Here is a 24,169-nt window from a genome sequence, read left to right as displayed (position 1 = left end):
GGGCTCCCCATACCAAAAACGCCCCGCCTGGATCCAGGCGGGGCGCTTCGGGTTCCTCTCGAAAGCCGGGGCGGCGCGATCGCTCCGCCCGGCCGTCCGATCAGTAGCGATAATGATCCGGCTTGAACGGACCCTCGGTCTTCACGCCGATATAGGCCGCCTGCTTCTCGGTCAGCTTCGAGAGCTTCACGCCCAGCTTGTCGAGGTGAAGGCGCGCCACCTTCTCGTCCAGATGCTTCGGGAGCACGTAGACCTGGTTGGCGTACTTGTCGCCGGCCGTGAACAGCTCGATCTGCGCGATCGTCTGGTTGGTGAAGCTCGACGACATCACGAAGGACGGATGGCCGGTCGCGTTGCCGAGGTTCACCAGGCGGCCCTTCGACAGGACGATGATCTTCTTGCCGTCCGGGAACTCGACCTCGTCGACCTGCGGCTTGATCTCGGTCCACTTCATGTTGGACAGCGCGCCGATCTGGATCTCGCTGTCGAAGTGGCCGATGTTGCAGACGATCGCCATCGGCTTCATCGCACGCATGTGGTCGAGCGTGATGACGTCGGCGTTGCCGGTCGCGGTGACGAAGATGTCGGCGCGGGTGGCCGCCTCTTCCATCGTCACGACCTCATAGCCTTCCATCGCGGCCTGGAGCGCGCAGATCGGATCGACCTCGGTGACCAGAACGCGCGCGCCGCCGTTGCGGAGCGAAGCGGCCGAGCCCTTGCCCACGTCGCCGAAGCCCGCGACGCACGCCACCTTGCCGGCCAGCATCACGTCGGTGCCGCGGCGGATGGCGTCGACCAGCGACTCCTTGCAGCCGTAGAGATTGTCGAACTTCGACTTCGTCACCGAGTCATTGACGTTGATCGCCGGGAAGGGAAGCTCGCCCTTCTTCGCGATCTCGTAGAGGCGGTGGACGCCGGTGGTGGTCTCTTCCGACACGCCCTTGATGGCGGCGGCGGTGCGGGTGAGGTAGCCCGGCTTGGCGGCGATGAACGCCTTCAGCGCACGCTGGAACTCGACCTCTTCCTCATTCTCCGGAGCCGGCAGCTCGGCGCCCGCCTCGATCTTCGCGCCCCACAGCACGAACATGGTGGCGTCGCCGCCATCGTCGAGGATCATGTTGCAGGGCTCGTCGCCCCAGTCGAAGATGCGGCCGACATAGTCCCAATACTCGGCCAGCGTCTCGCCCTTCACGGCGAAGACCGGCACGCCCGACTGCGCGATGGCGGCGGCGGCATGATCCTGGGTCGAGAAGATGTTGCACGACGCCCAACGGACCTCGGCGCCGAGCGCGGTCAACGTCTCGATCAGCACGGCGGTCTGGATCGTCATGTGCAGCGAGCCGGTGATGCGCGCGCCCTTGAGCGGCTGCGACGCGCCATATTCTTCGCGAAGCGCCATCAGGCCGGGCATCTCGGTCTCGGCGATCTCGATCTCCTTGCGGCCGAAGGCGGCAAGCGAGAGGTCGCGGACGACATAATCGGCGATGGGCTGAACGGAGGCAGTAGCCACGGAAAAAGCTCCCGGAGTCTGGGGTCGGCCCAGCGACGTGCGGCCGACAGCGTCTCGCGACCTAACGCCTGACCGAGCGGGATGCAAATATAAAGATGTCTTTATATGTGTAACGCCAGCGTCATGCGCGGCCCGAGCTGCTCGACAGCAGCCGCACGTCCACACCCGCCGAGGCGAAGCCGGCGCTCCACCGGCGCGAGGCGTCACCCTCGAAGATCAGCCGCTCGTCGCCCCGCACGTCGAACCAGCCGTTGGCGGCCATCTCGTCGTCGAGCTGCCCCGCACCCCAGCCCGCATAGCCGAGCGCCGCCAGCCAGCGCGACGGCCCGCGCCCCTCGGCCAGCGCCTTCAGCACGTCGAGGGTGGCGGTCAGCCGCCAGCGGCCCGCGACATCGACGCTGCCCTCCCCGCCCCAATCGTCGCTATGGATGACGAAGCCGCGATTGGGCTCGACTGGCCCGCCCGCATGGAGCGGCGCGTCCGGCGCCTCGCCCGGATCGAGATCGAGCTGCCGCATCAGCGCATGGAGCCCGATCCCCGGAACATAGGCCCCAATGCCGATCCCCAGCGCGCCGCTCTCGTCGTGCGAGCACATCGCGATCACCGCATGTTCGAAGCGCGGATCGCCGATACCCGGCATCGCGAGCAGAATCTGGCCGACAAGAAAGCGCGGACTATCCATGCTCTTTGCTCTACCGCGATGAGACGGCCCGGTCCACGTCACGCGCGGATGACGGCTTGTTCACGAGGCGAAACGACCAATCGGTGCTAGGGCGACCCGGATCATGAGCGAAACCCGTCCCGCCGTATCGGTCATCTTACCCGCCTGGGGCGTCGCCCACCTCGTGGGCGAGGCACTGGCATCGCTCCAGGCCCAGACTTTCCGCGATTGGGAGGCGATCGTCATCGATGACGGCGCGCCCGACGACGTCGCCGGCGCGGTGGCCCCGTTCGTCGCCGCCGATCCGCGCATCCATTTTCTCGCGACGGAGAATGGCGGCCTGTCCGCCGCGCGCAACCGGGCGATCGCCGCGTCCCGCGCACCGCTGATCGCGCTTCTCGATGGCGACGATCAGTATCGGCCGGACTATCTGGAGCGCATGGTCGCGGCGATCCGCGCCGCGCCCGATCTCGGCATCGTCTCCTGCGACGCCACCTATTCCGGCCAGCCCTCGCGCAAGGGGCGCCGCTTCTCCGAATATCATGGGCAGGCAGCAACGCCGACGCTGGCAGCGCTGCTCGACCGGAGCTTCAACGTGTTTGTCGCGGCGATCCTGCGGCGGGAGGCATTCGACGCGACCGGCGGATTCGACGAGACCCTGCCGGCGGCCGAAGATTTCGACATGTGGCTCCGCATCGTCGAGCAGGGCTGGCGCATCGCGCAGGTGCCCGAGCCGCTCGCGATCTATCGGCGTCGACCGGGCTCGCTCTCCTCGGCGACGCGCCAGCTCCGGCTGGCAACGGCACGGGTCTATGAAAAAGCGGTGGAGCGTCTTGCCGGGCGGCCGGAAGCCGCGATTGCAGCGGCGATGATGGAGCAGATGCGTCGCGAGGCTGGCTGGGCGGAAGGCGAGGAACTCGTCATGACCGGGCGGACGTCGGCGGGACTCAAACTTCTCCATCGCCACCGGGCGGGGGCACGCTCTCCCCGTTGGCGGATGATGATGGGGTTGTTCCGTGCCGTCCCTCCGCTGGCCGGACCGGTGCTTCGCTGGCGGCGTCGGCGGGAAGCCGATATCTGAGCTTGGCGACCGTCGGCGCACTGCGCTAGGCGGAGGCGGTTTCGCCGCGCTTGCGGCCCAATGAGAGGACGCTCCCCATGACGATCCAGATCGGCGACACTCTGCCCGACGCCACCTTCTCCACCATGACCGCCGACGGCCCGGAGCCGATCGGCCGGGATTTCTTCGAGGGCCGCACGGTCGCCCTCTTCGCCGTTCCGGGTGCCTTCACGCCCACCTGTTCGGCGCGCCATCTTCCCGGCTTCCTCGACAAGGCGGCCGATCTCAAGGCCAAGGGCGTGGACACCATCGCCTGCACCTCGGTGAACGACGTGTTCGTCATGGGCGCCTGGGGCAAGGCCAACGACGCCGATGCGGTGACCATGCTCGCCGACGGCAACGGCGATTTCGCAAAGGCCGTGGGCCTCACCATGGACGGCTCGAAATATGGCATGGGCACGCGCAGCCAGCGTTACTCGATGCTGATCGAGAATGGCGTGGTGAAGCAGCTCAATGTCGAGGCGCCGGGTGAGTTCAAGGTCAGCACGGCGGACCATCTGCTCGGCCAGCTCTGAACGTCAGGACGCGGCCGGGTCTCGCCGATCCGGTCGCGTCAGCCGACGGCCTTGCGGGGCTCGTCGGCCGTCCACTGCTCATACCGCACGGCCTTTCCGGCCGGTGCCAGCGGGCAGAGCGTGATCCGGTCCCGCCCGTCCATCTTGGAACGATAGAGCGCCTCGTCCGCGCGCTGGATCATCTCGCGCAGCGTCTCTCCCCGCCACAGCGACGCGATGCCGAAACTCGCCGTCACGTTGCCGATCGACAGGAGATCATGCACCGCCGAGGCGAGGCCGCCACGCGCCGCCTCCATCACTGCCACCGCCTCGCGCCCGTCCGTGTCGGGGAGCAGCAGCACGAACTCCTCGCCGCCCAGCCGCCCGAACAGGTCGCCCGGCCGGAGCATCGCCGACATGTGCGCCGCAAAGCGCTGGAGGACGAGATCGCCGACCGCATGGCCGAAGCGGTCGTTGACCGTCTTGAAGCGATCGATATCGGCGATCACCACCGCCAGCGGCCGCCTCTCTCCCGTGCAACGCGCGAGAAGCGGCTCGGCCGCCTGCTCGAACCCGCGTCGATTGAGGATGCCGGTCAGCGGATCGCTCGCGGCGACCTGCCGCATCCCTTCGGCCAGGTCCGCCGCCAGCAGAAACATGGCGAAGAGCCCGACGCCGAACAGCCCGGTCGGCACGCCGGTCAGGAACAGCAGGCGATAGAGATCATAACCCGCATTTCCGCCGAACAGCGCGAGCAGCCCAAGCCCCGTGGCATAAGCTGCGAACAGCGCGAGCATCCAGAAGGCCGCTCCCCCCGTCGCACGGCGGCCATCGTGACCGGTCTTGCGCAGGGACATCGCGGAGACGACCATCATCGCCGCGCAGAACAGCAGCACCGCCGACCGCTGCACGCCGGAACTGGCCGCTCCCCACAGGGCAAAGCCGACAAGGAGGATGGTGACGGTGGCCGCCACCATCATCGCGTCCAGCCGCAACGGCAGTCCGGCCCTCCGCCGGAAACCCAGCGCGATGAGCGCGAAGCTGCCGACCGAGCAGACCGCCGACATCAGGGTCAGGCTCGACCCCGCCGGCAGGAAGCATAATTTGAGCAGATTGGCCGTCCAGTTCGCCGCCGACAGCCCATAAGCCAGCGACCAGAAGGCCGCGTGAGCCTCCTGGCCGAAGCGTCGCCATGCGACGGCGAGCGCGATGCACAGCAGCAGGCTCGTCGCGATGAGGCTGAACAGGATGACCACGGCCGATTCCATCGGCGACCTATCGGGCCAGGGCGATGAAAGAATTGCTAATCCTCACCGGCTCACCCCGAGAGAAGATTATTTCGACAGAAACTCCGCGATGGCGGTGCCCAGCTCGGGCCGGGTCACCGCGCTCATATGGTTTCCGGGGATGACCTCATGCTGGCCATGGGGGAGCAGATCCGCCAGGGCCTCGGCCGAGCCGTTGTCGTCATCGTCCCTTCCGGCGACGATCAGCACCGGCATGGCGATCGCCTCCACCTCCTCGCGCGGCGTGTCGGCGAAGGTGTCGAGCACATTGAGCAGCGCGACCGGATCGCCCTGCACCGTCTTGAGGAAGGCCTCCGCCAGCCATTCGGGCGTGCCGCGCTCGAAGCTGCCAAGGTTGGTCAGCACGTGCCGGAAATAGCCGCCCCGCCCTGCCGTGTTGAGGATGCCGTCCAGCCCCATGCCGGCGACGATCGCCCGGCCCGGCTTCGCACCCCGCGCCAGCATCCGCATCGTCGTCCGCCCGCCCAGCGAATAGCCGCCAAGATCATAGTCGGTGAGCCCGAGATGCTCGATCAGGGCGAAGCCGTCGTCGGCCAGCGCGTCGCGCGGATAGGCGGCGGGGTCGTGCGGCCTGGCGCTGTCGCCATGGCCGCGCAGGTCCGGCATGATGACCCGGTAGCCCTTGGCCGCGATCTTCCCGGCATGGCCGTAGCGCACCCAGTTCACCATCGCGGTCGAGAAATAGCCGTGGATCAGCACCAGCGGCCGGCCCTCGCCCATCTCGCGATAGGCAAGCTCGATGCCGTCGAAACTGTTGAAACGGTGGACGGGAAGTTCAGTCGGGGAGCTTGCCAATGTCCTTGATCCAGCGATCGACGGCAGGCGCATGTTCGTCGAGGCGCTTGCCGGGAAGTTGCGAGGCATCCATCCACGCGGTCAGCGCCGTCTCGATCGAGAAGTTCGAGGTCGGGCGGAAGCGGGACGGATCGTCGAACGAGCCGACGGTGAGGTCCATATTCTCGCCGTCGAGGAATTGGAAGCCGAGCGGCGTGCCGCAGGCCGAGCAGAAAGGCCGCCGCGCGATCGGCGAGGACTGATACCAGTCCGGCGGGCTTTTGGTCCACGTCACGTCGGCGAAGCGGACATTCTTGAAGGCAATCGACACCCCGCCCGTCGCGCGTTTGCAATAGTTGCAGTGGCACAGATAGGCTTCGTCGGAGGCGATAGGCACCGCATAGCGCACTCGCCCGCACTGGCATCCGCCGGTCATGATATCGGGCATCGGCTTTCCCTCCCCGGAGGTTAAGGTGACACCATAAGAAGGATGGCCGTCTCGCCGGGCCACCACAAGGAGCAGGATATGAGCAGGCTCATCTTCATCAACCTTCCCGTCAGCGATCTCGGCCGCTCGAAAGCCTTTTACGAAGCGGTCGGCGCCACCAACAACCCCGGTTTCACCGACGAGACCGCCGCCTGCATGGTGCTCTCCGAAACGATCCACGTCATGCTTCTGACCCATGACAAATGGCGCCAGTTCACGGACCGGCCGATCGTGGACGCGCACCGGCAGGCGCAGGTGCTGCTCTGCGTGTCGCAGGACAGCCGCGAGGCCGTCTCCGCCGCCGTCGACAAGGCCGTCGCCGCGGGCGGCAAGGCCGACCCCACGCCGACGCAGGATTACGGCTTCATGTTCGGCCGCAGCTTCGAGGACCCGGACGGCCACATCTGGGAAGTGATGTGGATGGACCCGAACGCCGCGCCCCCGCACGCCTGAACCCGCAAGACCCGACAGGAGACGGACATGCTTCAGCCCATTCCCTATCTCGCCTTCGACGGAAACTGCGCGGAGGCCATGCGCTTCTACGCGAAGACGCTGGGTGGCACGCTCGGCATGATGAGCGCGGCCCAGTCGCCCATGGCGGACCAATGCCCGCCCGAGCATCTCGACCGCATAATGCACGCACGGCTTGAGCTGGACGGCGGCGTCTTCCTCTATGCCGGCGACTGCCCCCCGCACATGCCCTATCAGGGCATCCACGGCGTCTCGCTGACGCTCAACTATGACAGTGTCGAGGAAGCCGAGCGCATCTTCAACGCGCTGGCCGAGGGCGGCACCATCACCATGGCGTTCAGCGACGCCTTCTGGGCACGGAAGTTCGGCATGGTGACCGATCGCTTCGGCTGCCACTGGATCGTCAATGGCGAGCTGATCAATCTCGATCTGGCCTCGTAACGCCCACGAACCGGATCGCGCATTTTTGCCATGGCGCTCTCCCGTCCGCCCGGAATAGGGGGAGCGCCATGCGGAATTCGTGGAGTCGGATCGTCGGTTTGTGGCTGGTCGGCGTGCTCGCCGCAGCCCAGCTTGCCAAGATGTCCTCGCTGGCGCCCATCCTGCGGGAAAGCTACGGCCTCACCCTCCCACAAACCGGGCTCTTGATCTCGCTGCTGGAAGTGGGTGGCGGCCTGTTCGGCTTCGCGGCGGGGCTGGCGCTGGGCCGGGTGGGAACGCGCCGCTTCCTGCTCGCAGGGCTCGGGTTGCTCGCCGCCGCCGGAATGCTGGAAGCCATCGCCGTCAATGTGCCGCTCCTCTTCTCCGCCCGCGCGATCGAAGGCATCGGCTATCTGCTGGTCGTGACGGCAGCGCCGACGATGATCGCCGCCATCGCCAGCGACGCCCAACGCGGCACCGCACTCGCGCTGTGGAGCACCTTCGTGCCGGTGGGCGTGGCATTCGGGAGCGCGGTGACAGGCCTCGCGCTGGAGTTGGCTTCCCCCCGCATCATCATGCTCGGCTGGGCGCTGGTGCCCGCCGGCATCGCCATCGCGCTGCTGGCGCGCCGCGTCGAGCGGACCGGCGCCCGCCCCCGGCTGGAGCTGCCCGCGCTCAGCGGCTGGGTATCGACGCTGAGCTTCGGTTTCTACACGACATATATCTGCGCCTTCTCCATGCTGCTTCCGACCTTCCTGATCGAGCGGATGGGCATCCCCGTCAGCATCGCGGCGGCGATCACGGGCGCGGCTTCGCTGTTCGCGCTGGCGGGATCGGCCTATGCGGCGCGGCAGCTCCATCATGGGCTGGAAGACATGCGCACGGTGCTGCTGCTGATCACGGTCAGCCTTGCCGCGAGCTGCCTGCTGGCGCTGCTCGTCTTCGAGCCGCACATCGCCCAGCTTCCCGGCGCCGCGATCCTCAGCGGAGCGGCGGCGATGGCCTTCATGGTGGCGAGCGGGATCGCCCCGCCACTGATCTTCGCGCGCCTCCCCCGCATGGCGGGCGCCGAGACCGCCGACAGCCCCCGCATCGCGACCGTCAACGGCCTCATCACACAATTCGGCGCGGGCGGCGCGCTGATCGGGCCTCCGCTCGGCGGCGTGGTGGTGACGCGCTGGGGCTGGCTGGCGCTGGGCGTCGCCGTGACGCTGCTGGCGTTCGGGATGCTGGTGACGACCGTACTGGCCGAGATGCTGGGGCAGCGAGGCCGCCGATAGGGCTCCATCCAGCCACGACCTCTCCGCTATACGCGGTCGGCCATCTGAGGGTCTAAGCCAAAGGCTTCCGAGTCCATCGGAAGCAATACCCCTCGGGCGCGCCGGGTCACTCAAGGTTAACACCGACCGCCAAACTGTCACATCGTCGCATTAGCGATATCCCCAGAGAACTCTGGGGAGACAGCGTCATGGCGACGATGGCAGAGACTCGGGTGTCTTCGAGACCCGATCTTGAAAAGGGTCTGGGAACAGCCGGGGGAATTGGTTTCGGCGCCGCAGTGCTCGCGGCGATCCTGTTCGTGGCATACAGCGTCTATACGGATGCGGCGGCGGCCGGCGTTCAGGCGCGCGCTGTGCTGCCGTTCGTGATGCTGTTCATCGCGCTGCTGATCGCGCTCGGCTTCGAGTTCGTCAACGGCTTCCACGACACGGCCAACGCCGTCGCCACGGTGATCTACACCAATTCGATGCCGGCCCATATCGCGGTGGTGTGGTCGGGCTTCTTCAACTTCCTCGGCGTTCTGCTGTCGACCGGCGCGGTGGCGTTCGGCATCGTCTCGCTGCTGCCGGTGGAGCTGATCCTCCAGGTGGGATCGGACGCCGGCTTCGCGATGGTCTTCTCGCTGCTGATCGCAGCGATCATCTGGAACCTCGCGACCTGGTATCTCGGCATCCCCTCCTCCAGCTCGCACACGCTGATCGGCTCGATCATCGGCGTGGGCGTCGCCAACGCCCTGCTGCACGGGCGCGGCGGCACGTCGGGCGTCGAATGGGGCCAGGCGCAGAATATCGGCTATGCGCTGCTGTTCTCGCCGCTGATCGGCTTCTTCCTGTCCGCGCTGCTCTTCTTCGTGGCGCGCGTGACGATCAAGAACAAGGCGCTCTACAGCGAGCCCAAGGACGGCCTGCCGCCGCCGTGGTGGATTCGCCTGCTGCTGGTCTTCACCTGCACGGGCGTCAGCTTCGCGCACGGATCGAACGACGGCCAGAAGGGCATGGGCCTCATCATGCTGATCCTGATCGGCACGGTGCCCACCGCCTATGCGCTCAACCGCGCGGTGCCGGCGCATTACGAAGCGCAGTTCCACACCAGCTCGCTGAACGCCCAGAAGGCGTTGACCGCCCATAACGGCGGCGTCGGCCCGGCGACGGATGCCCGCGCGGCCGTGACCAGCTTCATCGCCAACAAGACGCAGACGCCGGACACCGTCCCGTCGCTCGCCGCGCTCATCGGCGACATCGATCGTCAGGTGAGCAGCTACGGCACGATCGCGCACGTACCGGGCACGCAGTCCAAGAACATGCGCAACGACATGTATCTGGCATCCGAGGCGATCAAGCGCGTCTCCGCGAACAAGAGCGCGGGCTTCAGCGAGGCGGAAGGCAAGGCGCTGACCGACTATAAGGGCTCGCTCGACAAGGCGACGCGCTTCATCCCGACCTGGGTGAAGATCGCGGTGGCCTTCGCGCTTGGCCTCGGCACGATGATCGGCTGGAAGCGGATCGTGGTGACGGTGGGCGAGAAGATCGGCAAGTCGCACCTCACCTATGCACAGGGCGCCTCGGCCGAGCTGGTGGCGATGGCGACGATCGGGCTTGCAGACTCCTTCGGTCTGCCGGTGTCGACCACCCACGTCCTGTCCTCGGGCGTGGCGGGGACGATGGCGGCGAACCGCTCCGGCCTCCAGATGTCGACGATCCGCAATCTGGTGCTGGCTTGGGTGCTGACGCTGCCGGTGTCGATCCTGCTGGCGGGCACCCTCTATGTGATCCTGTCGCAGATTTTCTGAACCGGCGACATCGGACGAAAAGAAAGGGGCGGTGGTCGAAACCACTGCCCCTTTTTCGTGCGCCTTATTCGGCCAGCTTGCTAGTGCCCTCGATCGCGAACGTCGCGGAGGCGCCGGCCGCACCGGTGCCCGGCTGGCCACCACCGACCGTCAGCGTGTAGCCGCCGGCCGCAACCACCCGATCGCCTGCTTCCGTCACGCTCGACAGGTCGCGCGGCGAGAGATCGAAATGGACCTTCCTGCTCTCGCCCGGCGCAAGGTGGACGCGGGTGAAGCCGCGCATCGCCCGGATCGGCGCGCCCGACACCTTCGGGAAGCCGAGATAGAGCTGCACCACCTCGTCGCCCGCCACCGTGCCGGCATTGCGCACCGTCGCATCGACACCGAGCGTGCCGCCCGCCTTGAGCTTCGCCGTCGACAGCTTCGGCGCCGCATAAGCGAAGCGCGTGTAGCTGAGGCCATGGCCGAAGGCGTAAAGCGGCTTGCCCGCGAAATAGCGATAGGTCCGGCCCTTCATCGCATAATCGTCGAAGGGCGGAAGCTCGCCGACGCCGGTGTAGAAGGTCACCGGCAGGCGGCCGGACGGGTTGTTCACGCCCGCCAGCGTCTGGCCGATCGCGGCGCCGCCCTGCTCGCCCGGATACCAGGCGTCGAGGATCGCATCGACATTCGCCGCCGCCCAGTTCACCGACAGCGCCGAGCCGTTCATGAGCACCAGCGCCATCGGCTTGCCGGTCGCCTTCACCGCCTTGAGAAGGTTTTCCTCATCAGCCGGCATGTCGAGGCTGGTGCGGTCGCCACCCTGGAAACCGGGGACGTCGACCTTCATCTCCTCGCCTTCCAGCGCGGAGCTGATGCCCGCCACCGCGATCACGAGGTCGGCCGTCTTCGCCGCCGCCACAGCGCGGTTGAGCGGATCCTGCACCACCGGGTTCCACACCAGCCGCATCACCGGCCCCTTGCCCGGCGCCTGATCGATCCGGATCGCGTAGCGATGGCCCTTCTCGACGTGCATCGTCTTCATCTGCGGCTTGCGCTGCTGGGCGTCGTTTTCGACCATCAGCGTACCGTCGACCCAGAGCTTCGCATTCGGGCCGCCGATGCCGATCTCATACTCGCCGGTCTCGGGCGCAGTGATGAAGCCCGTCCAGCGCGACGACAGGGTCTCGCTGTCGAGCACCGGCGCCATGTCGCCGTCGAGATTGACGATGGCGTCCGTGCGCGTGACCTGCGGGGCGCCAGCAAAATCGGGCTTGGCCCAGAACTCGGCCTTCAGCCCCGGCTGGCCATCCAGCCCGCTGAGCGCGGTGGCCGGGATGGTGGTGGCGGCGCGCAGGAAATTGGTGCCCGGTTCGTAGACGATCTTCGCATTCGGGAAGGCGGCGCGGATGCCGTCCAGCGCCGTCACCGGATGGATCGGCTGGCCGTTATAATTGCCGAGCAGCACGTCCACCTGATCGGCCAGCGGGCCGATCACGGCGATCGTCTTCACCGAAGGCTTCACCGGCAGCACGCCGTTGTTCTTGAGCAGCACCATCGACTCGTTGGCGAGCTTCAGCGCCAGCGCGCGATGGGCGGGCGAGTTGAGCTGATCGTCCGACACCTGCGCATAGGGCACGCTGGCAGGCGGATCGAACATGCCGAGCCGCATCCGTGCGGTGAACAGCCGGCGCAGCGTGGTGTCCACCTCCTGCTGCGTCACGAGGCCCTGCGTCATGGCGTCCTGATAGAGCTGATAGAGCGCCGGGCCGCCCGGCGTGCCGGAGAAGCTGTTGCAGTCATTGTCGACGCCATGCTTCAGCGAGACGGCGGCCGCCTCGGCCAGCGTCTTTGTGAAGTGATGTCCACGCTGGATGTCGGCGATGGCGTCGCAGTCCGACACGACATAGCCGGTGAAGCCCCAGCGATCGCGGAGCTGGTCGGTCAGCAGGAAGTCGCTGGCGCAGGCCGGCTGCCCGTTGATGCGGTTGTAGGCGCACATCACCGAGGCGACCTTGCCCTCCGTCACCAGCTCGCGGAAGGCGGGGAGATAGGTGTCCTCCTGGTCATGCTTGCTGACCGTCACGTCCGCCTCGTGGCGGGTCGATTCCGGCCCGCTGTGGACGGCGAAGTGCTTGGCGGTGGCGATCACGCGGTAATAGCGCGGATCGTCGCCCTGCATCCCCTGCACGAAGGCGGTGCCCATCTTGCCGGTGAGATAGGGATCCTCGCCATAGGTCTCCTGCCCCCGCCCCCAGCGCGGATCGCGGAAGATGTTGATGTTGGGCGACCAGAAATCGAGGCCCTGATAGATATGATGCTCGCCGCCCGCGCGCTCGACGATGTTGAACTTGACGCGCGCCTCGGTGCCGATGGCGACGCCCATCTCCTTGATCGCGGCCGGATCGAAGGTGGCCGCGAGGCCCACCGGCTCGGGGAAGACGGTCGCGTAGCCGTTGCGCGCGACGCCGTGCAGCGCCTCGCTCCACCAGTTGTACGCCGGCACGCCGAGCCTCGGGATCGCGCGCGACTGGTTGCTGAGCTGCGACGCCTTCTCCTCCGGCGTCATGCGGGAAATGAGATCGTCGACCCGCTTCTCCACCGGCAGCGAGGGATCGAGCCAGGGTGCCTTCGCCACCCCCTGCGCATCGGCCGCTCCGGCACAGGCCAGCAGCGACAATGTCGTCAGGAAAGAAGACCCCAGTAACGAACGGCGCATCGCCACCTCCCCTTGTTGATATGCGTCAGGCCATCGACGAGGGAGACCGGATCGCGGTGTCGCGATCGGCGGGTGCGTTCGCCCGGTCCGTTGGGACGCCCATGGCCCCCTCTCCACACGTCTGTTAGCGTTATCATGACCTGCATAGGCCGATCCGGCCGCCGGGGGCAAGTCGCTGCGTGTCAGGGCTTCAGCCGATAGCCCGTGCGGAATATCCAGACGAGCAGCCCGAGGCACAGGCCGATGAACAGCAGGGTGAAGAGCAGGCTCTTCTCCACGCCCACGTCGCCCAGCCCGTAGAAGCTCCAGCGGAAGCCGCTGACCAGATAGACGACGGGGTTGAACAGGCTCACCGTCCTCCACGGCTGGGGCAGCATGTCGATCGAATAGAAGGCCCCGCCGAGGAAGGTGAGCGGCGTGATGACCAGCGACGGCACGATCGCGAGCTGCTCGAAATTCTCCGCCCAGATGCCGATGATGAAGCCGAACAGCGCGAAGGCGATGGCCGTCAGCACGAGGAAGGCGATCATCCAGAACGGATGCAGGATCTCCAGATGGACGAAGAAGGTAGCGGTCACGAGGATGATGAGCGCGAGGATGATCGACTTGGTCGCCGCCGCGCCGACATAAGCGAGCACCGCCTCCCCCGGCGAGATCGGCGCGGAGAGGATCTCGAACACCGTCCGCGTGAATTTCGGGAAGTAGATGGCGATGGACGCGTTGGAGATGCTCTGCGTCAGCAGCGACAGCATCACGAGCCCCGGCACGATGAACGCGCCATACCCCACACCGCCGACATGCTGCATCCGCGACCCGATCGCCCCCCCGAACACGATGAAATAGAGCGCCGTGGTGATCACCGGCGTGGCGATGCTCTGCCAGACGGTGCGCACCATGCGCGCCATCTCCGTGCGGTAGAGCGACCAGACGCCGATCGCGTTGAAGCCCCGTGCGCTCATGCCTGCTGCTCCACGAGGCCGACGAAGATGTCTTCCAGCGAACTCCGGCTGGTGTCGAGATCGGAGAAGCCGATGCCCAGTTCGTCCAGTCGCTTGAGCAGAGCCGGCATTCCATTGTCCTCCGCGTGGCTGTCGAAGCTGTAGACGAGCTTGTTGCCCCCGTCCGCCAGCTCCAGCGGCCAGTCGGCGAGCGCTGGCGGCACGGTTTCCAGCGGGTCCGGGAGCGAGAGGGTGAGCTGGCGCTTGCCGAGCTTGTGCATCAGGTCTTCGGTCCGTTCGACTAGCAGCAGGCGGCCCTTGTCGATCACGCCCACGCGGTCGGCCATCTCCTCGGCCTCCTCGATATAATGGGTGGTGAGGATGATGGTGACGCCCTTGGCGCGCATCTTGCGGACGAGCGCCCACATGTCGCGCCGGAGCGAGACGTCCACACCGGCGGTCGGCTCGTCGAGGAAGAGGATGTCGGGCTCGTGGCTCAGCGCCTTGGCGATCATCACGCGACGCTTCATGCCGCCGGACAGCTCGATCACCTTGGCGTCGCGCTTGTCCCAGAGCGACAGGTCGCGGAGCAACTGCTCCAGATAGGCGGGGTCGGCGGAGCGGCCGAACAGCCCCCGGCTCAGCCGCACCGAGTTCCACACCGTCATGAAGATATCGAGCGATATCTCCTGCGGCACCAGCCCGATCATCGAGCGCGCAGCGCGATAGTCGCGGCGGATATCATGCCCGTCGACCAGCGCCTCGCCCCCGCTCGCCGTCACCGTGCCGCACACGATGCTGATGAGCGTCGTCTTGCCGGCGCCGTTCGGCCCCAGCAGGGCGAAGATCTCGCCTTTCTCGATATCCAGATCGGTGGGCTGGAGCGCGACATGCCCCGTCCGATAGGTCTTGGCGAGCCCCTTCAACGAGATGATCGGCATGATGTCTTCCGGGCAGCGATGAACGTGACGGCGCCGAACCTAGGCGGGCTTGCAGGCCTCGAACAACCGATTTCGCGCGGATCACCGCCGACGGGCATCCGATCCCATCTTTCCAGACCTCCGCTCAGCCTTTATGGCTCGCGGCCGGAAGCGGGCATCGCCCGCCTCCATCGATCGCGACGGTGCCCCTCGGGGCTTAATAGGGAACATGGTGCGGGCTTCTCCCAACTCCATGGCTGTCCCTGCAACTGTAAGCGGCGAGCGAGACGCATGAGACCTGCCCCCACGGCAGGTCGGCCACTGGAGCCCGCTCCGGGAAGGTATGCGCCGAGCGACGACCCGTGAGCCAGGAGACCTGCCGCCGCAAGGGTCGCTCCGCCTTGATCCAGGGAGAGATCGGGGCTCGGTTTTCCGCATGAGCGACGGATAGGGCGGCTGCGGCCGCGGGGTATGCGGCGATGGCCGCCTGCCCGCCGTGCGACATGTGGAAGGCGAAGACATGCGAGACCCATCCCTGCCCCCCTTCGCGACGGCCGATCGGCATGGGGTGCGCGGCTGGTGCCCCACCGCATGGCGGCCGATGGAGGCAGGCGACGGCTGGCTGATGCGCCTCCGCCCGCCCTTCGGCCGGCTCGGCCACGCGCAGGCCCTTGCGCTGCATGACGCGGCCACCCGGTTCGGAAACGGCCGGATCGACCTCACCAATCGCGGGGCGCTCCAGCTCAGGGGCGTGACGGAAGCCCTCTGGCGGCCACTGATCGAGCAACTCGTCGCGGCCGGTCTCGTGGACCCGATCCCCGAGCGGGATGCACGGCGTGCCATTCTTCTGGTGCCTGACTGGCGGACGGGCGACGACACGCACCGGATCGCGTCCGCGCTGCTGGCGCGCATCGACGAACTGCCCGATCTGCCGGCGAAAATGGGCATAGCCATCGATGCCGGGCCTGCGCCCGCGCTGTCGGGCACGCCGGCGGACTTTCGCATCGAGCGCGGCACCGGCGGCGGGCTTATCCTGCGGGCCGAGGGGCACGCGGAGGGGCTTCCCATCGATGTGGACGGAGCGGTCGACGCGCTGGTGACGCTCGCCCACTGGTTCGTCGCGACGGGCGGGCATCGCTCCGGCCGCATGGCGCGCCACGCCACGCCCCTGCCGGGCATGGACGCGCTGGTCGCGCCGCTCCCGCCTCGCTCGCGCGCCGAGACGATCCGGGCAGCGGACGGCGCTTTCCGCGGCGCGCCCTTCGGTGAGCTGGAGGCCGGACGGCTGGCATCCTTGTTGTCGGACGGCGATGCCCGGGCCATCCGCCTGACGCCCTGGCGCGGCGTGATCCTGGAGGGCGCCCGGCCCGGCGCGGAGCCGAGCCCCGATCCAGACGACCCGCTGCTGAGGGTCGACGCCTGCCCCGGCCGGCCGGCCTGCCCGCAGGCGACCGTCGCAACCCGCGCGATCGCCCGGCGGCTGGCGCCGCATGTCGAGGGTCGCCTCCATGTCTCGGGATGCGCCAAGGGCTGCGCCTGTCCCGGCGAGGCGGACCTCGTCCTCACTGGCTGCAACGGCCGCTTCGACCTCGCGCATCACGCACGCGCCGGCGGACCGCCCTTCCGCGAGGGGCTGACACCCGACCAGATCTTCGCTCTCCTCGGAGCTTCCTGATGCCCTATGCCTATGAAACCGACGGCGCCGCCATCTACCGCCAGTCGTTCCGCACCATCCGGACGGAGGCCGATCTCAGCGACTTCTCGGGCACGGAGGAGCGGGTCGCCGTCCGCATGATCCACGCTGCCGGCATGGTGGAGCTGGCGGCGCATATCCGTTTCTCCCCCGGCTTCGCGGAGGCGGCGATCGCCGCACTGGAGGGCGGTGCGCCGATCCTCTGCGACGCGCGGATGGTGTCGGAGGGCATCACCCGCGCGCGCCTGCCTGCCGGCAATCCGATCCTCTGCACGCTGAACGACCCGCAGGTGCCCGAACTGGCACACGCGCTCGGCACCACGCGCTCCGCTGCCGCCATCGAGCTGTGGCGGCCGCATCTGGCGGGTGCACTGGCCGCGATCGGGAACGCGCCGACCGCCCTTTTCCATCTGCTCACCATGCTGGAAGACCCCGCCTGCCCGCGTCCGGCGGCGATCATCGGCTGTCCCGTGGGTTTCGTCGGCGCCGCGGAATCGAAGGACGCGCTGTGGGAGGCGCTCCCCGTCCCGAGATGCATCGTCGCCGGACGGCTCGGCGGGAGCGCGATCACCGTCGCCGCCGTCAACGCACTGGCGAGTCCCGCCGAATGAGCGTGGGCACCATCCACGGCGTCGGGCTGGGGCCGGGCGCGCAGGACCTCATGAGCGTCCGCGCGGACCGCCTCATCCGGGGCGCACGCCACATCGCCTATTTCCGCAAGGCCGGGCGGCAGGGTCATGCCCGCCGGATCGTCGAGGGCATGCTGCGTCCCGAGGCGATCGAGTTCCCCATGGACTATCCGGTGACGACGGAAATCCCCTTCAGCGATCCACGCTACGCCGCCCTGCTTTCCGCCTTCTATGCGGACTGCACGGCGCATCTCTCCGCGCTGGCCGCCACGGGCGAGGACGTGGTGGTGCTGTGCGAGGGCGATCCCTTCTTCTACGGTTCCTTCATGCACCTCCACAGCCGGCTGGCGGGCGTGGCGCCCGTCAGGGTGGTGCCCGGCATCACCGGCCTGTCCGGCGCCTGGACGGCCAGCGGCACGCCGATCGGCTGGGGGGATGACGTGCTGTCCGTCGTGATGGCGACGCTGCCCGAGGAGGAGCTTGTCCGCCGCATCCGCGACGCCGACGCGCTGGCGGTGATGAAGATCGGCCGCAACCTCCCCAAGCTCCGCCGCGCGGTGGAGGCGGCGGGGAAGCGGGATGCCGCCTGGCTGATCGAATATGCGACGATGGCGGAAGAGCGCGTGACCCCGCTGGCCGAGGCGGATGCGGTCACCGCCTATTTCTCGATCCTGCTGATCCACGGACAGGGGCGACGGCCGTGAGTGGCTGGGTCGCGGTCGCGGGGCTCGGCCCCGGCGGCGAAGCGCTGATCACGCTGGAGGTCTCCGCCGCGCTGGCGGAGGCGACCGATATCGTCGGCTACGGCCCCTATGCGGCGCGCGTGGCGCCGCGCGAGGGGCTGGCGCTCCATGCTTCGGACAATCGCGTGGAGCTGGAACGTGCGGCCTTCGCGCTCGGCCTCGCGGCAGAGGGCCGGCGTGTGGTGGTGGTATCCTCGGGCGACCCGGGGGTGTTCGCCATGGCTTCGGCCCTGTTCGAGGCGCTGGAGGCCGGCCCCGCCGGCTGGCGCGCGCTCGATATCCGCGTCCTGCCGGGCATCACCGCGATGCTCGCCGCCGCCGCGCGGGCCGGCGCGCCGCTGGGCCACGATTTCTGCGCGATCAACCTCTCGGACAATCTGAAGCCCTGGCCGCTGATCGAGCGGCGCCTGAGACTGGCGGCGCAAGCGGATTTCGCCATGGCCTTCTACAACCCCCGCTCCCGCGCCCGGCCGGAGGGGTTCGCCCGCGCCCTCTCCGTGCTGCGCGAGGAATGCGGGGATGCCCGCCTCGTCCTCTTCGCCCGCGCCGTCTCGACGCCGGAGGAGACGCTCCGCATCGTGCCGCTGGGCGAAGCGACCGCCGAGATGGCGGATATGCGCACGATGGTGATCGTCGGCTCCAGCCGCACGCGTCTGATCGAGCGGCCGGGGGCGCCGATCCTCTACACGCCGAGGTCGGCCGAATGATCCAGCCAGCCGAGCACTGCGCCGACATCATGGACGATCCGCGCCGCCGGCATCCGCGGGCGATCGATCAGCATCACGGGCAGGCCGAGCGTGCGGGCCGCGATCAGCTTCGCTTCCGCTCCACTGCCGCCTGCATTCTTGCACAGCAGCAGATCGGTCGCCTGCTCGCGCATCAGATGAAGATCGCCCTCGACAGTGAACGGCCCCCGATCGACGACGAGCGTGTGGCGCGGCAACGCCGGCGGAACCTCCGGCGCACCCACGAAGCGGAGCAGATAATGATGCTGCGGCTGGGCGGCGAAGGCCTCGACATGCATCCGCCCCAGCGCCAGCATCACGCGACGCGGCGGGCCCGCCAGCGCGCCGACGGCGGCAGCGAGGTCGGGCACGGAGGTCCAGCGATCACCCTCGGCAGGCGCCCATGCTGGCCGCGTCAGGAGGATGTGCCGCACGCCCGTCTCGCGCGCGGCCGCAGCCGCGTTGGCGCTGATCGTCGCCGCGAAGGGATGGGTCGCATCCACAAGATGCGTGATCCGCTCCCGCCGCAGGAAATCCGCCAATCCGTCCGCCCCGCCGAAGCCGCCGATACGAACCGGCACCGGCTGCGCGCGCGGCCGCTCGGTGCGCCCGGCATAGCTCAGCAGCGCGCGATCGCCCCGTTCGGCGAGGGCGGCTGCCAGCGCGCTCGCCTCCGTGGTCCCTCCCAGGATGAGGATGTTGCGAATGCCCGTGTCTCCTGACGGTCCGTGGCTCACCATCGTCGGCATCGGCGAGGACGGCGTCGACGGCCTCTCCCGCACAGCATGCGAGGCGTTGGAGCGGGCTGTGTTCGTCATGGGCGCCCCTCGCCATCTGGCGCTGTTGCCGCCTCTTACGGCCGCGCTTCACCCCTGGCCAGCGCCTTTCGAGGACGGCATCCCCGCCCTGCTGGCGCGACGCGGGCAGCCGTCGGTGATGCTCGCCTCGGGCGATCCCTTCTGGTTCGGAGCGGGCACAACCATCACGCGTCATCTCGATCGGGCGGAATGGGTCGCCCACCCCGCCCTCTCCACTTTCGCGCTCGCCGCCGCGCATCTCGGCTGGCCGCTGGCCGAAACGGAGTGCCACGGCCTCCACGCGGCCCCCCTCACGCGGCTGCGTCGGAGCTTCGCGCCGGGACGACGCGCCATCGTGCTGGTGCGCGACGGCGCGTCAGTCGGCGCGCTGGCGGACTATCTGCGGGCGGAGGGTTTCGGAGCCTCGGAACTCCATGTGATGGAGGCACTGGGCGGCCACCGCGAGCGGGTGCGCGCCGCCACGGCCGAGACGCTGGCATTCGATGATATCCCCCACCCTGTCGCCGTCGGCATCGCCTTCGCGGGCGGAGGCGATGTGATGCCGCACACATCGGGGCTGGCGGACGACTGGTTCGAGCATGATCACCAAATCTCCAAGCGCCCCGTCCGCGCGTTGACGCTCTCCGCCCTCGCGCCACGTCCCGGCGAGATGCTGTGGGATATCGGCACCGGGTCGGGATCGATCGCGATCGAATGGCTGCTCGCCCATCCCTCGACCCAAGCGATCGGCATCGAAGCCGACCCCACGCGTGCCGACCGCGCACGCTCCAATGCGACGCGGCTGGGTGTCGATCGGCTCCGGCTGATCCAGGCGCGCGCGCCGGATGGCCTCGCGGACCTGCCGAAGCCGGATGCGATCTTCATAGGCGGCGGCCTCCGCGAGGCTTTGCTCGAAACGCTCTGGACGATGTCGGCGCCCGGAACGCGGCTGGTGGCCAATGCCGTCACGCTGGAATCCGAAGCCTTGCTGGCCTCCTGGCAGACCCGCAAAGGCGGAGAGCTGCTGCGCATCGAACTGGCCACGGCGGCTCCGCTCGGGACGAGGCGCGGATGGCGATCCTCCTACCCCATCACACAGTGGAGCGTGACACTGTGATCGTCGCCGGTTTCGGCTATCGCTCGGGCGCGGACCTTGCTTCCTTGCGCGACGCGCTGGCGATGGCGTCGGCACAGACAAGGCCTGTCGACGCGCTGGCCGGCCCACGCTCCAAGGCGTCGCTTCTCGCCCGGCTGGCTGAGGCGCTCGCCCTTCCCTTGATCGTGCTTGAGCCGGAGGCGCTCGCCGGCATGGCGACGCCCACCCGCTCCGCCGCCAGCCTTGCCGCCCATGGCACCGGCAGCGTCGCCGAAGCGTCCGCGCTGGTGGCAGCCGGAGCCGGCGCACGGCTGCTCACCCCCCGTCACATCTCGCCGGATCGCCTGGCGACATGCGCGCTTGCCGAAGGATTCCCCGCATGACCGTCCATTTCATCGGCGCCGGCCCAGGCGCGCCCGACCTCCTGACGCTGCGGGGCCGGGATCTCATCGCGCAGTCGCCCGTCTGCCTCTATGCCGGATCGCTGGTGCCCGAGGCCGTGCTTGGCCATTGCCCGCCCGGCGCGCGGATCGTGAACACGGCCCCCCTGACGCTCGACGAGATCATCGCGCTCTGCCGTGAGGCCGATCACGCCGGACAGGACGTCGCGCGCCTCCATTCGGGCGACCTCTCGGTCTGGTCCGCAATGGGCGAGCAGATCCGGCGGCTCCGCGCGGAGGGTATCGCCTTCACGGTGACGCCGGGCGTCCCCTCCTTCGCGGCCGCGGCGGCGACGCTGGGCGCGGAGCTGACGCTGCCCGAGCTGGCGCAGTCCGTCGTCCTCACCCGCACGCCCGGCCGCGCCAGCACCATGCCGCCGCGGGAAACGCTCGCCGCCTTCGGCACGACCGGCGCGACGCTCGCCATCCACCTTTCCATTCACAATCTCGCGCAGGTCGTGCGCGATCTCCTGCCTGTCTATGGCGCGGAGTGCCCGGTCGCGATCGTCTGGCGCGCAAGCTGGCCCGACGAGCGGGTCGTCCGCGCCACGCTCGGCACCGTGGAGGCTGTCTGCGCCGAGGCCAGCGCGCCGGAACGCACGGCGCTGATCCTCGTCGGACACGTGCTCGGCGCGGAGGGATTTGCCGAGAGCAGCCTCTACGCGCCCGGCTACGATCGCCGGTTCCGCCCGGCGACGGCAGGCTCGCGCTTCGCCGGATCGTCGGAATGACCGGACTGGTCATCGCGGCGCCGCGATCCGGCTCGGGCAAGACGATGGTGTCGCTCGGGCTGATGCGGGCATTCACGCGCGCGGGCCTTCGGGTGCAGCCCTTCAAGACCGGCCCTGACTATATCGACACGGCCTTCCACGCCGCCGCCTGCGGACAGATGGCCTTCAACCTCGACGGATGGGCGATGGGAGGCGACATCCTCGATGCGATCGCGGGACGCGCGGGCGACGTGGACCTCGCGATCGCGGAAGGCGCCATGGGTTTGTTCGACGGCGCCGCCGCACCCGGAGAGACAGGCCGCGGCGCGACCGCCGACATCGCCGCCCATCTCGGCTGGCCCGTGCTGCTGGTGATGGACGTCTCCGGCCAGAGCCAGTCCGCCGCCGCCGTCGCGTATGGCCTGCGGAGCTTCCGCCCGGACGTCCACGTCGTGGGCGTCATCCTCAACAAGGTCGCGAGCGAACGGCATGAGCGCCTGATCCGCGGCGCGATGGAGCATGCCGGCATCGCCGTGCTGGGCGCCATTCCCCGTCTGCCCGACGTCCGGCTGCCGGAGCGGCATCTCGGGCTCATGCAGGCCGCCGAGCATCCCGATCTCGACCATTGGCTCGACCGGTTCGCAGACGTCGTGACTGCCCATGTCGATCTGCCGGCCGTCCGGGCCCTCGCGCGTCCCGGACGCCAGAAAGCCGCGCCGCCGCTCCGCTGCACGCCGCCCGGACAGCGGATCGCGCTGGCGCAGGATGTCGCCTTCTCCTTCACTTATGCGCATCTGCTGGAAGGCTGGCGCGCGGCAGGAGCGGAAATCCTGCCCTTCTCGCCATTGGCCGACGAAGCGCCGGCGCAGGATGCGGATATCGTCTGGCTGCCCGGCGGCTATCCCGAGCTTCATGCCGGCCGCATCGCCGCCGCGTCACGCTTCCTCACGGGGCTGCGCGATCATGCCATGCGCAAGCCGATCCATGGCGAGTGCGGCGGCTATATGACGCTCGGCGCCGCGCTCGTCGATGCGGGAGGTGAAGTCCATCGGATGGCGGGGCTGCTGGGGCTCGTCTCCAGCCATGCGGAGCGCCGCCTTCACCTCGGCTACAGGACGGCACGCCTTCATGCTCCGGTCGGTGCGATCCCCGGCAGCACCGTGCTGCGCGGGCATGAGTTCCGCTATGCCCGCATCGTCGAGCAGCCTGACGAGCCCCTTGCCGACGTCATCGACGCAGAGGGGCGGGCTGTCTCCGCCAGTGGCTCCCGGCGAGGCCATGTCACCGGCACCTTCTTCCACCTCGTCGCGACAGGAGGAGCCCCGGCATGATCCGGCTTGCGCTCGTCGGCATCGGTACGGGCAATCCCGATCACCTCACGCTCGCCGCGATCAAGGCGATGAATGCGGCCGACCTCATCCTGCTTCCGCGCAAGGAAGATGCGAAATCGGATCTGCTGGACCTACGCCGGACGATCTGCGCCGAACTACTGACCGGCCCCGCCCGCGTGGTGGAATTCGACATGCCCGAGCGCGCCGCGACGCTCCCCTATCTCGAAGCCGTGGATGCCTGGCACGACGCCATCGCCGCGATCTGGATGCGGGAGATCGGACGGCATCTGCCTGAGGGAGGATCGGTCGCCCTGCTCGTCTGGGGCGATCCCTCGCTCTACGACAGCAGCCTGCGTATCTCGACCCGTCTGGGGGCCGCCGAAGTCCAGGTCGTGCCGGGCATCACCAGCATCCAGGCGCTGACTGCAGCCCACGGCATCTGCCTCAACGAGCTGGCCCGGCCGGTGCTCATCACCACCGGACGGTGGCTACACGAACAAGGCTGGCCCGACGGAACGGACAGCGTCGTCGTGATGCTCGACGGGGGCTGTGCCTTTCAGCGCCTCACGGCCGAGGGGATATCGATCTGGTGGGGGGCTTATCTCGCCATGCCGCAGGAGGCGTTGATCCACGGGCCTCTTGCCACGGCGGGCCCCGAGATCGTGGCGCGCCGGGCCGAGCTTCGGCAGACGCACGGCTGGATCATGGACACCTACCTGCTACGCCGGGCGCAAGCCGCCCCTAGTCTCGACGCATCCACCTCGTAGCGAACACGCCGGCCGCCAGCACCGCGACCGCCGCCCCGATCCACGGGAGGGCGTCGACGAGCGCCTGCGTCCGCGCACGCCGCCTGAGGATCGCTTGCTCCGCCGCCTCGTCATAACCCGACGAGGGAGCCGGTTCATTCGATCCGGCATGGACTTGCGACGGCGTGTCCGACGTCGGGAAACTCTCGTCGAGGCCGATATCGAGCTTGGCGTCCTCGTTCGAGGGATCGGCCTTGAGCGCACCATGGCTGTCCGCATCCAGCGCTTCCCGGACATCGCCGAGCGCGCCATGTTCGTCCCTGTCGGTGCCGCGAGGCGAATGCTTGTCGACCATAACGACTCCTCCTGCGCTCATAACCGATGGCCAG

Annotated in this window: 25 protein-coding genes and 1 riboswitch; of the genes, 15 read left to right on the top strand and 10 right to left on the bottom strand. The window is 68.4% G+C overall.

Annotated features, from left to right (window positions below; translation table 11 throughout):
• Positions 1-100: 100 nt before the first annotated feature.
• Positions 101-1,510 carry an adenosylhomocysteinase gene (gene ahcY, locus ST3T6A_RS0111500; protein WP_019833075.1) on the bottom strand — a complete coding sequence of 470 codons (1,410 nt, stop codon included), beginning with the start codon at positions 1,508-1,510 and terminating at the stop codon, positions 101-103.
• A gap of 121 nt (positions 1,511-1,631) precedes the next feature.
• Positions 1,632-2,192: a YqgE/AlgH family protein gene (locus ST3T6A_RS0111495; RefSeq protein WP_019833074.1), complete on the bottom strand. Its 561-nt coding sequence runs from the start codon at positions 2,190-2,192 to the stop codon at positions 1,632-1,634.
• Positions 2,193-2,295: 103 nt separating this feature from the next.
• On the opposite strand from ST3T6A_RS0111495, the gene ST3T6A_RS0111490 reads away from it, so the two are divergent.
• Positions 2,296-3,252 (top strand): glycosyltransferase family 2 protein, encoded by a 957-nt coding sequence (locus ST3T6A_RS0111490; RefSeq protein WP_019833073.1) that lies wholly within the window; start codon positions 2,296-2,298, stop codon positions 3,250-3,252.
• A gap of 77 nt (positions 3,253-3,329) precedes the next feature.
• The gene (locus tag ST3T6A_RS0111485) at positions 3,330-3,806 is read left to right on the top strand and encodes a peroxiredoxin (protein WP_019833072.1); all 477 of its coding nucleotides are present in this window, start codon (positions 3,330-3,332) and stop codon (positions 3,804-3,806) included.
• Between the two features lie 38 nt (positions 3,807-3,844).
• Here the strand turns inward: ST3T6A_RS0111485 and ST3T6A_RS20000 are convergent, their stop codons facing one another.
• The 3 genes from ST3T6A_RS20000 to ST3T6A_RS0111470 form a co-directional block, all read right to left on the bottom strand.
• Positions 3,845-5,053 (bottom strand): GGDEF domain-containing protein, encoded by a 1,209-nt coding sequence (locus tag ST3T6A_RS20000; protein WP_019833071.1) that lies wholly within the window; start codon positions 5,051-5,053, stop codon positions 3,845-3,847.
• Between the two features lie 66 nt (positions 5,054-5,119).
• Complete coding sequence (locus tag ST3T6A_RS0111475; protein ID WP_019833070.1) at positions 5,120-5,887, bottom strand: alpha/beta fold hydrolase; 768 nt, start codon at positions 5,885-5,887, stop codon at positions 5,120-5,122.
• Positions 5,868-6,314: a GFA family protein gene (locus ST3T6A_RS0111470; RefSeq protein ID WP_019833069.1), complete on the bottom strand. Its 447-nt coding sequence runs from the start codon at positions 6,312-6,314 to the stop codon at positions 5,868-5,870. The genes ST3T6A_RS0111475 and ST3T6A_RS0111470 overlap by 20 nt, the downstream gene beginning before the upstream one ends.
• Positions 6,315-6,392: 78 nt before the next feature.
• Here ST3T6A_RS0111470 and ST3T6A_RS0111465 point away from each other — a divergent pair, with 78 nt between their 5' ends.
• The 4 genes from ST3T6A_RS0111465 to ST3T6A_RS0111450 all read left to right on the top strand — a co-directional run bounded on the left by ST3T6A_RS0111465 (position 6,393) and on the right by ST3T6A_RS0111450 (position 10,314).
• Positions 6,393-6,806 (top strand): VOC family protein, encoded by a 414-nt coding sequence (locus ST3T6A_RS0111465; RefSeq protein ID WP_026359642.1) that lies wholly within the window; start codon positions 6,393-6,395, stop codon positions 6,804-6,806.
• Between the two features lie 27 nt (positions 6,807-6,833).
• Entirely contained in the window at positions 6,834-7,265 is a 432-nt protein-coding gene (locus tag ST3T6A_RS0111460; protein ID WP_019833067.1) for a VOC family protein, read from the top strand.
• Positions 7,266-7,333: 68 nt separating this feature from the next.
• Positions 7,334-8,524 (top strand): MFS transporter, encoded by a 1,191-nt coding sequence (locus ST3T6A_RS0111455; RefSeq protein WP_083937472.1) that lies wholly within the window; start codon positions 7,334-7,336, stop codon positions 8,522-8,524.
• Positions 8,525-8,712: 188 nt separating this feature from the next.
• Positions 8,713-10,314, top strand: a complete 1,602-nt coding sequence (locus ST3T6A_RS0111450) for an inorganic phosphate transporter (protein WP_026359641.1) — start codon at positions 8,713-8,715, stop codon at positions 10,312-10,314.
• Positions 10,315-10,378: 64 nt separating this feature from the next.
• On the opposite strand, the gene ST3T6A_RS0111445 is transcribed toward ST3T6A_RS0111450, so the two are convergent.
• From ST3T6A_RS0111445 to ST3T6A_RS0111435, 3 genes are all read right to left on the bottom strand, one after another.
• Entirely contained in the window at positions 10,379-13,012 is a 2,634-nt protein-coding gene (locus tag ST3T6A_RS0111445) for a glycoside hydrolase family 3 C-terminal domain-containing protein (protein WP_157602784.1), read from the bottom strand.
• Positions 13,013-13,194: 182 nt separating this feature from the next.
• On the bottom strand, positions 13,195-13,971 hold the full coding sequence (locus ST3T6A_RS0111440) for an ABC transporter permease (protein WP_019833063.1): 777 nt from the start codon (positions 13,969-13,971) through the stop codon (positions 13,195-13,197).
• The gene (locus tag ST3T6A_RS0111435; RefSeq protein WP_026359639.1) at positions 13,968-14,894 is read right to left on the bottom strand and encodes an ABC transporter ATP-binding protein; all 927 of its coding nucleotides are present in this window, start codon (positions 14,892-14,894) and stop codon (positions 13,968-13,970) included. Before ST3T6A_RS0111435 ends, ST3T6A_RS0111440 begins: the two co-directional genes overlap by 4 nt.
• Positions 14,895-15,054: 160 nt before the next feature.
• Positions 15,055-15,268, top strand: a riboswitch (cobalamin riboswitch).
• 203 nt (positions 15,269-15,471) lie between these two features.
• On the opposite strand from ST3T6A_RS0111435, the gene ST3T6A_RS0111430 reads away from it, so the two are divergent.
• Genes ST3T6A_RS0111430 through cobJ form a run of 4 tightly spaced genes read left to right on the top strand, consistent with a single transcriptional unit; the run spans position 15,472 to position 18,642 of the window.
• Positions 15,472-16,545 carry a hypothetical protein gene (locus tag ST3T6A_RS0111430; RefSeq protein ID WP_019833061.1) on the top strand — a complete coding sequence of 358 codons (1,074 nt, stop codon included), beginning with the start codon at positions 15,472-15,474 and terminating at the stop codon, positions 16,543-16,545.
• Positions 16,545-17,174, top strand: coding sequence for a precorrin-8X methylmutase (locus ST3T6A_RS0111425; protein ID WP_019833060.1), 630 nt, complete (start codon positions 16,545-16,547; stop codon positions 17,172-17,174). Before ST3T6A_RS0111430 ends, ST3T6A_RS0111425 begins: the two co-directional genes overlap by 1 nt.
• Positions 17,171-17,896, top strand: coding sequence for a precorrin-2 C(20)-methyltransferase (gene cobI, locus ST3T6A_RS0111420; RefSeq protein WP_019833059.1), 726 nt, complete (start codon positions 17,171-17,173; stop codon positions 17,894-17,896). Before ST3T6A_RS0111425 ends, cobI begins: the two co-directional genes overlap by 4 nt.
• On the top strand, positions 17,893-18,642 hold the full coding sequence (gene cobJ, locus ST3T6A_RS0111415; protein WP_019833058.1) for a precorrin-3B C(17)-methyltransferase: 750 nt from the start codon (positions 17,893-17,895) through the stop codon (positions 18,640-18,642). Before cobI ends, cobJ begins: the two co-directional genes overlap by 4 nt.
• Here cobJ and ST3T6A_RS0111410 read toward each other — a convergent pair.
• Positions 18,618-19,367: a cobalt-precorrin-6A reductase gene (locus ST3T6A_RS0111410; RefSeq protein WP_026359769.1), complete on the bottom strand. Its 750-nt coding sequence runs from the start codon at positions 19,365-19,367 to the stop codon at positions 18,618-18,620. The two genes, cobJ and ST3T6A_RS0111410, sit on opposite strands and share 25 nt — an antisense overlap.
• On the opposite strand from ST3T6A_RS0111410, the gene ST3T6A_RS0111405 reads away from it, so the two are divergent.
• The 5 genes from ST3T6A_RS0111405 to cobF are packed head-to-tail and all read left to right on the top strand — an operon-like array spanning position 19,366 to position 23,801.
• On the top strand, positions 19,366-20,574 hold the full coding sequence (locus ST3T6A_RS0111405; RefSeq protein WP_026359638.1) for a bifunctional cobalt-precorrin-7 (C(5))-methyltransferase/cobalt-precorrin-6B (C(15))-methyltransferase: 1,209 nt from the start codon (positions 19,366-19,368) through the stop codon (positions 20,572-20,574). The two genes, ST3T6A_RS0111410 and ST3T6A_RS0111405, sit on opposite strands and share 2 nt — an antisense overlap.
• Positions 20,571-20,936, top strand: coding sequence for a cobalamin biosynthesis protein (locus ST3T6A_RS0111400; protein ID WP_019833055.1), 366 nt, complete (start codon positions 20,571-20,573; stop codon positions 20,934-20,936). The genes ST3T6A_RS0111405 and ST3T6A_RS0111400 overlap by 4 nt, the downstream gene beginning before the upstream one ends.
• Positions 20,933-21,724 carry a precorrin-4 C(11)-methyltransferase gene (cobM, locus tag ST3T6A_RS0111395; protein WP_019833054.1) on the top strand — a complete coding sequence of 264 codons (792 nt, stop codon included), beginning with the start codon at positions 20,933-20,935 and terminating at the stop codon, positions 21,722-21,724. The genes ST3T6A_RS0111400 and cobM overlap by 4 nt, the downstream gene beginning before the upstream one ends.
• Complete coding sequence (locus tag ST3T6A_RS0111390) at positions 21,721-23,034, top strand: cobyrinate a,c-diamide synthase (protein ID WP_019833053.1); 1,314 nt, start codon at positions 21,721-21,723, stop codon at positions 23,032-23,034. The genes cobM and ST3T6A_RS0111390 overlap by 4 nt, the downstream gene beginning before the upstream one ends.
• On the top strand, positions 23,031-23,801 hold the full coding sequence (gene cobF, locus ST3T6A_RS0111385) for a precorrin-6A synthase (deacetylating) (RefSeq protein WP_019833052.1): 771 nt from the start codon (positions 23,031-23,033) through the stop codon (positions 23,799-23,801). The genes ST3T6A_RS0111390 and cobF overlap by 4 nt, the downstream gene beginning before the upstream one ends.
• Here cobF and ST3T6A_RS19995 read toward each other — a convergent pair.
• A complete protein-coding gene (locus tag ST3T6A_RS19995) occupies positions 23,776-24,135 on the bottom strand; it encodes a hypothetical protein (protein WP_019833051.1) in 360 nt (119 codons plus the stop codon). The two genes, cobF and ST3T6A_RS19995, sit on opposite strands and share 26 nt — an antisense overlap.
• Between the last annotated feature and the right edge of the window lie 34 nt (positions 24,136-24,169).

The organism is Sphingomonas sp. PR090111-T3T-6A (assembly GCF_000383095.1).
Lineage (GTDB): Bacteria > Pseudomonadota > Alphaproteobacteria > Sphingomonadales > Sphingomonadaceae > Solisphingomonas.
Note: the sequence above shows the minus strand (reverse complement) of the source record. Positions and strands in the feature narration are given on the sequence as shown.